Origin of the sequence: Bosea sp. (in: a-proteobacteria) (genome assembly GCA_023910605.1) — a bacterium.
GTDB lineage: Bacteria > Pseudomonadota > Alphaproteobacteria > Rhizobiales > Beijerinckiaceae > Allobosea.
In genome coordinates this window covers 1,074,526-1,088,395 of the sequence record JAAVVV010000001.1, presented here as the reverse complement: position 1 = coordinate 1,088,395, position 13,870 = coordinate 1,074,526, and the positions used below count along the sequence as shown (strand labels likewise).

Annotated in this window: 11 protein-coding genes; 1 reads left to right on the top strand and 10 read right to left on the bottom strand. The window is 66.6% G+C overall.

From position 1 onward, the window contains the following. Nucleotides 1-146: 146 nt before the first annotated feature. From HEQ16_05440 to mscL, 8 genes are all read right to left on the bottom strand, one after another. Nucleotides 147-560 (bottom strand): DUF3830 family protein, encoded by a 414-nt coding sequence (locus HEQ16_05440; GenBank protein MCO4053489.1) that lies wholly within the window; start codon nucleotides 558-560, stop codon nucleotides 147-149. 90 nt (nucleotides 561-650) lie between these two features. Beyond that, the gene (locus tag HEQ16_05435; GenBank protein MCO4053488.1) at nucleotides 651-1,727 is read right to left on the bottom strand and encodes an AbrB family transcriptional regulator; all 1,077 of its coding nucleotides are present in this window, start codon (nucleotides 1,725-1,727) and stop codon (nucleotides 651-653) included. 389 nt (nucleotides 1,728-2,116) lie between these two features. Then, a complete protein-coding gene (locus HEQ16_05430; GenBank protein MCO4053487.1) occupies nucleotides 2,117-2,779 on the bottom strand; it encodes a Crp/Fnr family transcriptional regulator in 663 nt (220 codons plus the stop codon). Between the two features lie 116 nt (nucleotides 2,780-2,895). Continuing rightward, nucleotides 2,896-3,234: a response regulator gene (locus HEQ16_05425; GenBank protein MCO4053486.1), complete on the bottom strand. Its 339-nt coding sequence runs from the start codon at nucleotides 3,232-3,234 to the stop codon at nucleotides 2,896-2,898. A 102-nt stretch (nucleotides 3,235-3,336) separates the two neighbouring features. After that, complete coding sequence (locus HEQ16_05420; protein MCO4053485.1) at nucleotides 3,337-3,969, bottom strand: response regulator transcription factor; 633 nt, start codon at nucleotides 3,967-3,969, stop codon at nucleotides 3,337-3,339. A 12-nt stretch (nucleotides 3,970-3,981) separates the two neighbouring features. Then, the gene (locus HEQ16_05415; GenBank protein MCO4053484.1) at nucleotides 3,982-5,178 is read right to left on the bottom strand and encodes a PAS domain S-box protein; all 1,197 of its coding nucleotides are present in this window, start codon (nucleotides 5,176-5,178) and stop codon (nucleotides 3,982-3,984) included. 145 nt (nucleotides 5,179-5,323) lie between these two features. After that, entirely contained in the window at nucleotides 5,324-6,517 is a 1,194-nt protein-coding gene (locus tag HEQ16_05410; GenBank protein ID MCO4053483.1) for a pyridoxal phosphate-dependent aminotransferase, read from the bottom strand. Between the two features lie 244 nt (nucleotides 6,518-6,761). Then, a complete protein-coding gene (gene mscL / locus HEQ16_05405) occupies nucleotides 6,762-7,175 on the bottom strand; it encodes a large conductance mechanosensitive channel protein MscL (GenBank protein MCO4053482.1) in 414 nt (137 codons plus the stop codon). Nucleotides 7,176-7,416: 241 nt separating this feature from the next. On the opposite strand from mscL, the gene HEQ16_05400 reads away from it, so the two are divergent. Then, nucleotides 7,417-10,971 carry a hybrid sensor histidine kinase/response regulator gene (locus HEQ16_05400; GenBank protein MCO4053481.1) on the top strand — a complete coding sequence of 1,185 codons (3,555 nt, stop codon included), beginning with the start codon at nucleotides 7,417-7,419 and terminating at the stop codon, nucleotides 10,969-10,971. 16 nt (nucleotides 10,972-10,987) lie between these two features. Here the strand turns inward: HEQ16_05400 and HEQ16_05395 are convergent, their stop codons facing one another. Continuing rightward, on the bottom strand, nucleotides 10,988-11,557 hold the full coding sequence (locus HEQ16_05395; protein MCO4053480.1) for a thioesterase: 570 nt from the start codon (nucleotides 11,555-11,557) through the stop codon (nucleotides 10,988-10,990). A 103-nt stretch (nucleotides 11,558-11,660) separates the two neighbouring features. Next, complete coding sequence (locus HEQ16_05390) at nucleotides 11,661-13,859, bottom strand: 3-hydroxyacyl-CoA dehydrogenase (GenBank protein ID MCO4053479.1); 2,199 nt, start codon at nucleotides 13,857-13,859, stop codon at nucleotides 11,661-11,663. Between the last annotated feature and the right edge of the window lie 11 nt (nucleotides 13,860-13,870).

Genomic DNA, 13,870 nt, shown 5'->3' with positions numbered 1-13,870 from the left:
CGGCCTCCCATTCGCAGCATGTCTTGTCGCCATTGGTGGCGGGATGAAGCCGAACCGTGGCGTCGCAGGTCTTCACCGGCAAGGCCACGCGTCGGGCATGAAGTTGCAGGCGCAGGTGAAGCGCGGAGCGTGGAGCGAGGCCCCCCTCAGATCAGTTCGTAGCGGATGTCCATGGCGCCTTCCCACAGCACCTTGCGTCCGAGCGCATGGATGTTCTCCAGGCCGGAGGTGAGGGTGATGAAGTGGTTGCCCGAGAGCTGGCCAGCCTTGGACGCGAAGTTCACGTTGCCATAGGCGAGCAGGATCTCGGTCTCGCTGACGCCGCCTGGATAAAGGATGATCTGGCCGGGCGCGGGATAGCAGGTGTTGTTCTCGTAGCCGACGCCGAAATCGAGATCGCCTAGCGGCGACCACACGCCCTCGCCGCTCCAGCGCACGTGGATGATCTTGCTTGCGAAAGGCATGGCCTTGATGAAGGCGGCGCATGTCTTGGGCGCCAGCGCCTCCTCGAAATGGCCGGTGAAGGAATAGGGGCCGGCGATGACTCTGACCGCTTTCATGAGTGTCGATTCCTGTGCTGTTCCAGCAAGGCCCCTGGCCTGCCTCGCACCAGCTTTAGCGCGGGCGGGGCCGATGTGCCAGCCATGGCCTCACTGGCCGGCGTGCGGCTCGTCATGCCGTGGCTTGCACAGCAGGCGGCCCGCGATGGGCAGGAGAAAGCCAACCGCCATGAAGCGCACCAGATGGTGCGCGCCGACATAGAGCGGATCCAGCCCCAGCACGACGGCCAGCATGGCCATGGCCTCGAGCCCGCCGGGGGCGAAGGCGATGAAGGCCGTGCCGTAGCTGACGCCCGCGAGCAGCGCGGCAGGCCAGGCCAGCAGAGCGCCGATGGCCACGGAGGCGATGAAGGCGCCGATGGCCAGCGGCATGAGCCGACCCACGGCCGCCCTGTCGAGCCCGCCAAGCCGTGCCCCGACCATGCCGCCCAGGATCAGAAAGGCAAGCAAGGTGAGCGGCGCGGGCAAGGAGCCGTGCACGATGTCAAAGGCATGCAGCAGCATGCTCGACAGCGTGGCGCCGATGATGAACGGGGCGACCAAGCCAAGCCGTTTGAGCAGCAGCCCTGCCGCCAGCGCGCAGGCGATCATCAGGACCGTGTCGGGCAGATTGGGCGGCGGAGGCGGCGCAGGAGCCTGGCCGGCGCCGACGCCCGAGATCACCAGCAAGCTTGGTATCGCAGCCACCAGCACGAACAGGCGGAAGAACTGGATGATGGCGATGCGGGAGAGGCTGCTGCCGAGATCACTGGCGACAGCCATCACGGCGGACAGCGCGCCGGGCGCTGAGGCCAGCAAGGCATCCAGCCGGGTCCAGCCGCCGAAACGCACCAGAAACGCGCCGGTGACCAGCACGGTGAGCCCCAGCGACAGCATCAGCAGCATGAGGCTGCCCGGATAACGGGCCGCAGCCTGAACCGCCTCGGGGGTGGCGGCGGCGCCGATGATGATGCCCGACAGCAGCATCCCGGTCTGCACGACGGCATCGGAGGGACCCGCCCAGGGCCGGCGCAGGCCCACCACCGCCACGACCAGCATCGAGCCGGTGAGCCAGCCGGCGGGCACGCCCGCGAAATGCAGCGCCCATCCGCCAAGGGCCGCGACCAGAAGGAGCGCGATGTCTTCGAGCGTGGGGCGATGCGCGGCCATCTGCCTGATGTGACGCATGGCAGCGCTCATGTCATCGGCCCGGCGCGCAGCCTCGGGCTGAGCCAGGCGCAAGACGGACGCCCTTCAGAGAGTGTGACCTTCGCATCAGGCATGGCGCGAGGCTTCGTCTGGCCCAATTGCGCGCAATCAATGCAGCCCACGCCAACGGCCGATGTAATGACCTCATGAGCGCTGCCGACAGGTGACGGCTGCGCCGCACAGGGACCGCGGGAGCCTTTGGCTGTCGCGAATCCGGCGCCCGGCCTAGTCTCGGGGGAGCTAGGCCGGGTGCTTGATGCCCTTCCCTCGCCGTGGCGCCGGCGATGCTTCAACGGCAGGACCTCCTGAACAAGGCGCCGGATGCGCGAGGCGTCGCGCCCAGCCCTGGCGTGCCGGATGCCCCGAGCCTAGGCGCCATTGCCAAACAGCGCATGCGGCCGCAGGATGGCGATCGAGCCGTTGCGCTGATAGGCGATGGCCCCGATCCGCCTGAGGCGCGTGAACTCGCGGCTCACCGTCTCGATCGTGAGGCCCAGGTAATCGGCGATGTCCTGACGGCTCAGCGGCAGGTCAAGCCTGCACCGGCCATCGGCCTGGACGTGAATGAACCAGCCAAGGCGCTGGCGCGCTTCGCGCTGCCCCAGCGCGAAGACGTGATGCAGGGATCGTTCATGCTGGCGCCGGAGCTGCTCGTTCAGCCGCCTGCACAGGCTCTCGTCACGTTCCAGATCGCGCATGCCATGCACGCGCACCTGGCTGGCGGCAAGGGCCTCGGCATCGGCAGGGATGGCGGCACTGCCCGGCGGGCACAGCACATCGCCCGGGCCAGCGAGAAAGACAATGTGCCGGCGCCCATCGCGCTGGCGCAGGCTGAGCGCGACGAGACCGCTCTCGACGACCGGCACGCCCTTTGGCGCCTCGCCCTGCCGCAGCACCGTCTGGCCAGGATCGAAGCCCTGAAGCGCGCCGCCGCCCGGCCCGCGCGCGCTCCACGGGGCGCTCGGGTCATGGCGCGCAGGCCCGTGCCGGTCGATGTGGGCGGATGTGGCATCGCGGGTGGATTGCAGCATCGGGCAGACTCCGCCCCGCCGGAGGCACTGGACCGGATCAGGGCAGGCCAGTCTATCGGGCGGTTCAATCCAAGGCGTGTTGGGAGAAGCGCTTAAGCAATCTTCCGTAGCTTGAGCTAGACAAGCAGGGGCAGCAGTTCGCTGGACAGCGGCTTGCGCATCACCACGATATTGGCGAATTCGCGCATGGCCAGCTTGATGTCGGCCATGGGCAGCCCGGAGATGACGATGACCTTCGGCGGCGATGCCATGGAACGGATGCGGCGGATCACGGCCGAGCCATGCTCGCCGGGCAGGCCAAGATCCACGAGCACGACGTCGGTGGGCGCTACATCATCCCCGGCGCCGAAGGCCTCTCCATCGGGATAAAGAGCGACCTTGCGACCCACGGACCGACACAACTCCGACAGCGCGTCACGCACGCCGTGATCGTCCTCGACGATATGAACCGTCATGCAACCTCGCGCGACTAGCGCTGACCTTTGCTCGGGCCAAACTCTTGGCACGTTTCGTCGGCGAGGCGGAATCCCCACAAATACCTAGGGCCGCCAGCCGGATCAGTTGCGGACCGGCTCACGATAGACCAGCCGCACAAGTTCGGCGGTGTTGCGGGCCTTGAGCTTCTCCATGATGCGGGCGCGGTGGACCTCGATGGTGCGCGGGCTGATGCCCAGGAGCCGTCCCGCCTCCTTGTTCGAGGCGCCGCCCACAATGTGCTCGAGCACGTCGACCTCGCGGGCGGTGAGCATGTCATGGCCGGGAAAAGCGGGCAGCCGGCCATGCATGCTGACGGCTGAATTGCTCGACACGCGGGCGATGGCCTCGCGGACGCGCTTGAGGACAACCGGGCCGTCGAAAGGCTTTTCGATGAAGTCGAAGGCGCCATGCTTCATGGCGTGGACAGCCATCGGCACGTCGCCCTGGCCAGAGATCATCACCACGGGGGCGTGATACGAGGAGCCCCCGATCGCATCGAGAATGTCGAGCCCGGACCGCCCCGGCATGTGCACATCCATGAGCACGCAGCCGGGCTTGAGACGCATGGCTTCGACGATGAACGAGTCGCCGCTCGGGAAAGTCTTGACCCGCAGCCCTTCCATCTCAAGCAGGACGCTCAGCGCATCCCGGACGGCGGCGTCGTCATCGACGATCACGACATCAAGTTCGAAATCGTGAAATGCCTGATTCATGACTTCCATCCCTCATGTTTTGTCCGCTTCGGCTGTCGCGGCCAGTGGCATGGCTGCGGCGCTGTCGCGGTTGGCGGCCCTTTCATGGGCCGCGATGGGCAAGCGCACCGTGAAGCGCGCGCCATTCCCGTTTCCGCCCGGATCGACCACGAGCTCACCGAGGTGATTCTGGACAATCGCGCGCGAAATGGTCAGACCGATCCCCATTCCCGTGCCGGTCTCGCTGCGGAAGGCGCTGAACAGCATCTGCATCTGCGGGGCGGGAATGCCGGGCCCGTTATCGCCGACGCTGAAGCAGACCACCTCGCCCTCGAACCAGGTCCGGACGGACAGGGTGGGCCGATCCTCGCCCTCGCAGGCCTCGATGCCGTTGCGCGCGAGGTTGAGCACGACCTGCTGCACCTGCACGGGATCGATCAGGACGATGGGCAGGTTCTCGGGCCCATGGCGCTCGAGGTGGATGGTGCGCCGACGGCCCAGCATGGCAAGCTCCAGAGCCTCGTCGATGACCTGGTTAAGGTCCGCCCGGCGGCGCTCGGGCGCGCGCTTCTCGACGAGCTGGCGCACCCGCTGGATGATGGAGCCGGCGCGCTGCGCCTCGCGCATCGCCTTGCCCAGAAGCTGGTCGGCGCGCGGCTGGATTCGGGCGTTCTCGGCCTGCAGCCGCCCGACCTCGCGCTCCAGCGCCTGCAAATAGAGCATGATGGCGGTGAGCGGCTGGTTCAGCTCATGGGCGAGGGCAGAGCCCATCTCGTCGAGGGCGGAGACGCGCGTCATGCGGATCAGATCGGCCTGGACCGCCGCGAGACGGCGCTCGGTTTCCCGTCGCGCGCTGAGGTCGCGGATCACGCCGATGAACTGGCGGCCATTGGGCGTCATGGCCTCGCCGACAGACAGATCCAGCGGGAACAGCGAGCCGTCCTTGCGCCGCCCTTCGACCTCGCGGCCTATGCCGATGATCTTGCGTTCGCCGGTGGCGCAGTAGCGCTGGACATAAAGGTCGTGATTGTCGTGGTGTTCCTGCGGCATCAGCATCCGCACATTCTCGCCGATGACCTCCGCGGCCTCATAGCCGAACAGGTCCTCGCAAGCCTTGTTGAAGATCAGCAAGCGCGCCGACACATCCATCACCATGATGCCGTCCGGAGCCGTCTCGAGGACGCTTTCGAGCCGGGCTTCTGAAAGGGATGGCCTCCTGACGGCCTGCATGGCGCTGATCCGCGTGGCTCCAAAACTTTATAACGATTGAATTGACACACAAGTTCAGCAAAATGCAAGCGTCCCTCGGACAAAGGGATAAAATGCAGAGGATAAGCCTCCGGCTATCGAACCGGATTTCACAATTTAAAACATTTCAAAGAGCCAGGATGACGCTGCTCATGCGCCGGACGGCCTCTTCGAGGTCATCATGGCGCCGGGCGTAACACAGGCGCAGGGAGCCTGCGCCTCCGGCTCCGAAGGCGGCCCCCGGCGCCAGGCCGACATTGGCCTCGTCGACCAGCCTGACAGCGAAGGCGCGGCAATCGGTCATGCCGTCCACCTGGAAGAAGTAGTAGAACGCGCCGGCCGGCGCCGGGGCATGGACGCGGCCGGTGGCCCGCAGGCCGTTGACCACGATGTCGCGGCCCTTCCGCGCACGCTCCACCTGATGGGCGATGAAGCCTTCGCCATGCTCCAAAGCGGCGATCCCCGCGCGCTGCACGAAGACCGGACTTCCCGAGGTCGCATACTGGATCAGATTCTCGATCACCTGCCCGAACTGGACGGGCGCCTCGAGCCAGCCGAGCCGCCAGCCGGTCATGGCCCAGTTCTTCGAGAAGGTCTGGACGAACATGATGCGGTCGTTCTCGTCCATCACGTCCTTGAAGGAGGGCGCGCGAAGCGATCCGTCATAGACGAAACGGCCGTAGATCTCGTCGGCCACGATCCAGAGGTCCTTCTCCCGCGCCAGCGCCAGAATGGCGGCGAGCTCTTCCTTTGTCGCGGTCCAGCCCGAAGGATTGGATGGGGAGTTGACGGCGATGGCCCGGGTGCGGGGGGTGACGGCCGCGCGCAGTCGATCAAGATCGAGCGTGACGCCATTGGCGCCCAAGCTCATCGGCACGTCCACGGCCCTGGCACCATTGACGCCGATGGCGGCCGCGATGTTGGGCCAGGCCGGCGTGGGGATCAGCACCTCGTCGCCGGCGCCGGCGATCATCCTGACCGCGAGCTGCACCGCCTGCATGCCCGATGCCGTCACGAAGAAACGTTCCGGCGTCGGGGCCTGGCCGGGGCGGCCGTAAAGCCGCGCATCATAGCGCGCGATCGCCTCACGCAGTTCGGGTATGCCGCGCTGCCAGGTGTAGAAGGTCTCGCCGGCCGCCAGCGAACGCGTGGCCGCCTCGGTGATGAAGGCCGGAGTCGACAGATCGCCCTCGCCCACCCAGAGCGGAATCAGCCCTGGCTTGGTGCGGCCATGATTGACGACATCGACGATGCCGCTCGGCGGCGCGTCGAACGCCTCGGCGCGCAGATCCGCCACTGCGGGAGCAGCCCGCCCGGCCATCGACCCCAGCTTCACATCCGCGCTCATGCCTGCCTCCGCCAACCATCGCCGCCGGCATGCCGCGCCAGCTTCATCTCAGCGAGGCCATACGATGAGCAGGGCTCGGCGCGCCATAGCCCGGCGCATGAAATCTTGCGATCCGACCGATCACCCCGCGCAGGGGTGACCGACCGGATTTCCTGCATGGGCGCGTCGAATGCAACGCCCCGATCGGAGGCCGGGCCGCCTCATCTGACGGCACGCCTCACTTGGCGAGCGCGTCGCGGATCTGTGTCAGCAGCTTGACCTCGTCGGAAGGCTCGGCCGGAGCGGGCTGCGCCGGCGGGGTGGTCTTCTTCATGCGGTTCATGGCCTTGACCACGAGGAACAACACCCAGGCGATGATCACGAAATTGACCACGAAGGTGATGAACTGGCCATAACCGAGGATCGGCCCGAGCTTCTTGGCATCGGCATAGCCCGTGCCGGGCGCGACGGCCGGTCCGAGCGACGCATAGAGGTTGGTGAAGTCGAAGTTGCCGAACATGCCGATCATCGGCATGATGATGTCGGCGACCATAGATTCCACGATCTTGCCGAATGCTCCGCCGATGATCACGCCGATGGCGAGATCAACAACATTGCCTTTCATGGCGAATTCCTTGAACTCCTGAAGCATTTGTCTCATCCTTCATGTCAGGCATTACGGGAGAAAACCGTGCCGTTCACATCAAGCCGGTATGTATTTTTCTACACGGAATCTTGTGTGGTTAGAAGAACATAAATTCCATCATTCTCCTGAATAGCCATTTTTTGCAGAATCCTGCATATCCGCAGCGCAACCCTCGAAATCTGTCCCCAGCGCCCCGGTTGGCGCAAGGCGCGCTGCCCGTTAGCATGGCTCCAAGGAGACCCCTGCCATGCTTCCCGGCTGGTCCATCGTCGTCGCAGCGCTCATCTACCTGTTCATGCTGTTCGCCGTGGCCCACGCTGCGGACGGGGCCGGACGCAAGCTCATGCGCGGGCCGGCGCGCACAACAATCTATGCGCTGGCGCTGGCCGTCTACTGCACCTCCTGGACCTTCTATGGCTCGGTCGGCTTCGCAAACCGGGCCGGACTCGATTTCCTCGGGATCTACCTTGGCCCCATCCTGGTGCTCGGCCTCGGCCACAAGCTCATCGCGCGCATGGTGCGGCTGGCCAAGGCGCAGAACATCACCTCGATCGCGGACTTCATCGGCGCGCGCTACGGCAAGAGCGAGCGGGTCGCCGCGCTCGTCACGCTCATCGCCGTCCTCGCGGCGCTGCCTTACGTGGCGCTGCAGCTCAAGGCCGTGTCGTCTTCGCTGTCGGTCTTTCTCGAAGCCACCGACGGCACGCGCCTGTCAAGCCAGCTGCCCGTGCTGGGCGATCTCGCGCTCCTCGTCGCGCTGGTGCTCGCGGCCTTCGCGGTCGCCTTCGGCACGCGCCACATCGACGCGACGGAGCATCAGGACGGGCTTGTCGTGGCCATCGCGCTCGAATCGGTGGTCAAGCTCCTGGCCTTCCTGATCGGCGGCATCTTCGTCGTCTACTGGATGAATGACGGGTTCGGCCCGCTGATCAGCGCCGCTGCCAGCCCGCCCGGAGGCCTCCTGCCGATCTGGCAGCGCAGTTCGAGCCTGGGCACCTTCCTCACGCTGACCGTGCTGTCCGCGCTCGCCGCGCTGCTGCTGCCGCGGCAATTCCACATGGCCATCGTCGAGAACCGCAGCGAGGGCGACATCCGGCGCGCCGCGTGGATGTTCCCGCTCTACCTCGTGCTCATCAACCTGTTCGTGCTGCCAATCGCCATCTCGGGTGAACTCCTGCTGCAACTGGGTCCCGACGAGCGTGACATGACGGTGCTGCTGCTGCCGCTCAGCCAGGGCGCGGGCGTCATCGCGCTGATCGTGTTCATCGGCGGGCTGAGCGCGGCCACCGCCATGGTCATCGTGGCGTCGGTGGCGCTGGCGATCATGATCTCGAACCACCTCGTGATGCCGCTGGCGGTGCGCGGGCGCGCCCTGGTCGCGACATGGCGGCGCTCGCCCTCCTCCGTGCCGAGCCTTGCGACCGGAAGCGGCGATCTGGGCACGCTCATCATCACGACACGGCGCATCGCCATCGTGGTCATCGTCCTGCTCGGCTATGTCTATTATCGGGCGGCTGGCGATGCGGCGCTGGCCACGATCGGGCTTCTCTCCTTCGCGGCCACGGCGCAGATCGGGCCGGTGTTCATCGCCGGGCTGATCTGGCGCCGCGGCACTGCTCTTGGGGCCTCATGCGGGCTCATCATCGGGCTCGTCACCTGGCTCTACACGCTGCTGCTGCCCAATGTGCTCGGCAGCGACCCGTTCTGGGCCGATTTCCTGCGCAACGGGCCGCTCGGCATCGAAGCGCTGAAACCGACGGCGCTGTTCGGCAGCGACATGCCGCAGCTGGTGCATGGCGTGGTCTGGAGCCTCCTGTTCAACACGCTCGGCTTCGTGGCCGGCTCGCTGGTGCGCCCGGCAAACGCGATCGAGCGATTGCAGGCGGCCAGCTTCGTCTCCACCACCGGGACCGGCATGGGGCAGAACCTCAGACTCTGGCGCTCCTCGGTGACGATCGACGAGTTGCAGGGCACGATCGCGCGCTATCTCGGCGCCGAGCGCACCCGTGCCGCCTTCGCAGGCTTCGGGCGCGTCGATGGCCGCGCCGGCGCGGTGGCGCAGAGGGGGCACGAGGAGGCCGACATCCATGCCATCCGCTTCGGTGAGCATCTGCTGGCCTCGGCCATCGGCGCGGCCTCATCGAGGCTCGTGCTCTCGGTCCTGCTCAAGCGGCGCAACCTCTCCAGCGAGACGGCCTTCAAGCTGCTCGACGATGCCTCGGCAGCGCTGCAATACAATCGCGACCTTCTCCAGCACGCGCTCGACCAGTCCGGTCAGGGCATCACCGTGGTGGACAAGGAACTGAGGGTGATGTGCTGGAACGAGGCCTTCATCCAGCTTTATGAATTGCCGCAATACATGATGCGGGTCGGCACGGGTCTTGACGACATTGTGCGCTTCAATGCGGAGCGCGGTTCCTATGGCGAGGGACCGGTCGAGGACCTCGTCGCGGCGCGGCTGGAGAGCTTCCTCAATGACCGCGAGCCGGTACGCCTCAGGCTCTTCCCTTCCGAGCGGGTGATCGAGATCCGCTCGAACCCCCTGCCCGATGGCGGCCTCGTCACGACCTATACCGACATTTCCGATTCGGTTGCGGTCGAGGAAGCGCTGGAGAACCGGGTGCGGGAGCGCACGGAGGAGCTGACACGCGTCAACAGCGCCCTGCAACTGGCCAAGCAGGAGGCCGACAATGCGAACCTCTCCAAGACGCGCTTCCTGGCGGCGGCGAGCCACGATGTGTTGCAGCCGCTGAATGCGGCGCGGCTTTACGCGCACTCACTGACCGAGCGCGACCGGCAGGCGGGCGCTCCGGAACTGGCGGAGAATGTGGAGGCCTCGCTCGATGCGGTGGAGGAAATCCTGACCGCGCTGCTCGACATATCACGCCTCGATGCGGGCGCGATGAAGCCGGAATTCACGACATTCCGCGTCGACGAGGTGTTCCGCCAGTTGCAGCGCGACTTCGAGCCGATTGCCCGGGAGAAGAATCTCGAGCTTGTCTTCGTCGGCACGCGGGCCGCGATCAGCTCCGACAGGCGGCTCTTCCGGCGGCTGCTGCAGAACCTGGTGTCCAATGCGATCAAGTACACGCCATCGGGCAAGGTGCTGGTCGGTTGCCGGCGGCGCGGGGCCCAGCTGGCCATCCAGGTCATCGACACCGGGCTGGGCATTCCCGCCAACAAGCAGAAGGTCGTGTTCCGCGAGTTCGAGCGGCTGGACCAGGGCGCCAAGATGGCGCGGGGACTGGGGCTGGGGCTTTCCATCGTCGAGCGCATCACGCGGACGCTCGGCCACAAGCTGGCGCTGCGCTCGCAGCCGGGCCGCGGCTCGACCTTCGAGATCGTGACGCCGCGGCTGCTGGCCCTGCCCGCTCCGGCCACGCAGCCCGACCGTCAGGCCAGCGGCTTCGCCCCGCTCAAGGGCATGCTGATTGTGGCGCTCGACAATGAACCGGCCATCCAGTCCGGCATGAAGCTCGTGCTGGAGGGCTGGGGCTGCGATGTCATCACGGTGGCCGACGCGGCGGAGGCGATGGCGGCGCTGGCGGAGCTGGGGCGCACGCCGGACGCGCTGGTGGCGGATTACCACCTTGACGAGGATGACGGGATCGCGGCCGTCAAGGCGATCCGGAACGCGGTGGGCGCCAACCTGCCGGCCACGCTCCTGACAGCAGACCGTTCGCTGGACGTGCGGGCGCGGGCGGCGGCCGACGACATCCAGATGCTGAACAAGCCGCTGCGGCCTGCCGCGCTCAGGGCGCTGCTCTCGCAATGGCGGGTCACCCGGACAGCCGCCGAGTAGGCCGCGCAGCGCCGGCTCAGGCCGCCGGCCCGGCCCACTTCATCGCATTCTTCATCGCGTCTTCCGCATCAAGGAAGGCCTGCACCTCGGGAGTGGGCGCGGGGCTTTCGGCCTTGATGCCCATCTCGTCCATCATGCGCTGCACAGGCACGAAGCCGCGCGCCTTGCGGTCGTACAGGCCGGCCCGGACGAGGGCCACGGCATTGACCACATCCTGCCCGCCTGCTCCCTTCGTGACCAGGCGATGCTCGATCACCAGCCAGGTCTCGGCCCAGCACAGGATGCGGGTCTCAAGATCGAAGGCGCGGAAGGGCCTGAGCTCGCGGCGAAAGCGGATCTTCCCGGCGCTGATCACCGGCGTCCAGCCATGCTTGAGCCAGGCGCGCCAGAACCCGCCGCGAAGCATGAGGTCGGTCCGCCCCAGGTCCATCAAGGTCCAGTAGCGGCCATTGTTCATGTGAAGCGAGGTGTCGAGATCGTGCAGCCACACGCGGAAAGGCACTCGCCCCACAGCGAAGGGCAGGCCGAGCGCCCCGCGCCAGCGCGCCGTGACCACAAGCCAGAGCAGCCGCAGCCAGAGGTTCATCGGCGATGGCGGCCGGCAATCGGCAGTGGGCAGTCGGGCAAGCTTGCCCTGGCGGCAGGCGGGGACGCGCCCCGCCGGCGGCCGGATGCCGAATGCCCCACTCTCAGGCGGCCTTCTTCGCAGCGCGATAATAGCTGCCGCCGGTTGCCGCCATCTCGATCAGATGGGGGTTCGGCGCGAAGCGCTTGCCATAGGTGGCGGCGAGCTTCTCGCACATTGCGACGAACTTCGCGGGGCCCATGCCCTCGATGTAGCTCAGCGTGCCGCCCGTGTAGGGCGCGAAGCCGAAGCCGAGGATCGAGCCGACATCCGCCTCGCGCGGGTCAGTGACGACGCCCTCCTCCACGGTGCGGGCCGCTTCCAGCGCCTGAATGGCGAGAAGGCGGTTCTTCAGCGTCGGCATGTCCACCTGCTCGGGCTTGAGATGGGTGGGCTGAAGCGCCGTCAGCCCCGGCCAGAGGCGCTTGGGAGCGCCTTCGGGGTAATCATAGAAGCCATTCTTGGCCTTGCGGCCGAGGCGGCCCAGCTTGTCGACCATCTCGATGAGCATCGCCTTCTGGCGCTGGTCGATCGAGTCGGGGCCGAGCTGGACTTCGGTCGCCTTCATGATCTTGAGGCCGAGATCGAGCGCGATCTCGTCATTGAGCGAGAGCGGGCCGACCGGCATGCCGGCCTGCTTGCCGGCGGCCTCGATCATGGCCGGCGGCACGCCTTCAAGCAGCATCTCGTAACCCTCGGAGATGTAGCCGAGCACGCAGCGGTTGGCGAAGAAGCCGCGCGCGTCGTTGACGACGATCGGCGTCTTGCGGATGGCGCGGACATAATCGATCGCCATGGCGAGCGCGGCGTCGCCGGTCTCCTTGCCCATGATGATCTCGACCAGCATCATCTTCTCGACAGGCGAGAAGAAGTGGATGCCGATGAATCGGTCCGCCGCCTTGGACGACCTGGCGAGGCCGGTTATAGGCAGGGTCGAGGTGTTGGAGGCGAAGATCGTGCCGGGCCTGATATGGCTTTCGATCTTGCGGATCACCTCGTCCTTGACCTTCGGGTCCTCGAACACGGCCTCGATGATGAGGTCGCAGGCGCCCAGCGCAGCATAGTCGGCCGTGGCGGTGATGCGCTCCAGAAGCGCCTCGCGTTCGGCGGATTTGGCGCGGCCCTTGGCTATCTGGTCGCTCATCAGCTTGTGGGAGTAGGCCTTGCCCTTGTCGGCGGCTTCCTGGTCGCGGTCGACGAGTATGACGTTCATGCCGGCGTTGGCGGTTACATAGGCCACTCCCGCGCCCATGAAGCCCGCGCCGACGACACCCACCGTCCTGATCGAGGTGGCCGGCTCGGATTTCGGACGGCGCGCGCCCTTGTTGAGCTCGCCCATCGACATGAACAGCGTGCGGATCATCATCGCCGCCTCGGTCGAGCGCAGGATCTTCGCGAAATAGCGGCTCTCGACCTTGAGCGCGAGATCCATCGGCAGCTGCAGGCCTTCATAGACGGCCGAAAGGATGGCCTGCGCGGCGGGGTAATTGCCCTGGGTCTCGCGGCGATAGATCGCATTGGCGGGCGGCCAGATCTGCATCCCGGCCGGCGAGTGCACCTTGTTGGAGGGCAGCTTGAAGCCCTTCTCGTCCCAGGGGGCGACGGCGGAGCCGCCAGCCTTGATCCAGTCCTTCGCGGCCTGGACGATGGCGTCCCTGGGCACGACCTGATGGGCGAGGCCCATGTTGCGCGCCGGGAGCGGCTTGATCTGCTCACCCTTGAACAGCATCTGCAGCGCGTCGCCGGTCTGCATCAGGCGCGCCACGCGCTGCGTGCCGCCGGCACCGGGGAACAGGCCGACCTTGATCTCGGGCAGGCCGACACGGGTCTTTGCGTCGTCGGACAGCACGCGGTGGTGGCAGGCGAGCGCAAGCTCGAAGGCGCCGCCGAGGCAAACGCCGTTGACGGCCGCCGCGAAGGGCTTGCCGCAGGTCTCGATCTGGCGGAACAGGAGCGAGAGCTTGCGGCTTTCCTCGAAGAAGAAGCTCATCGCCTCTTCCTCGCCCTTGCTCCTGACCAGCTTGGCATACTCAAGCCCGAGGCCCTGGAGCATGGTGAGGTCGGCGCCGCCGGAGAACTGGTCCTTGCCGGAGGTGATGACGCAGCCCTTGATGGCGGCGTCCGATGCAACATGGTCGATGATCGTCTTGATGTCGGCCATCACCTCGGGTGTGATGACGTTCATCGAGCGGTCGGTCATGTCCCAGGTGGCGAGGGCGATGCCGTCGGCGTCGATCTCGAAGCGGAATTGGGCGAGGTTCATGGTCCTTTCTC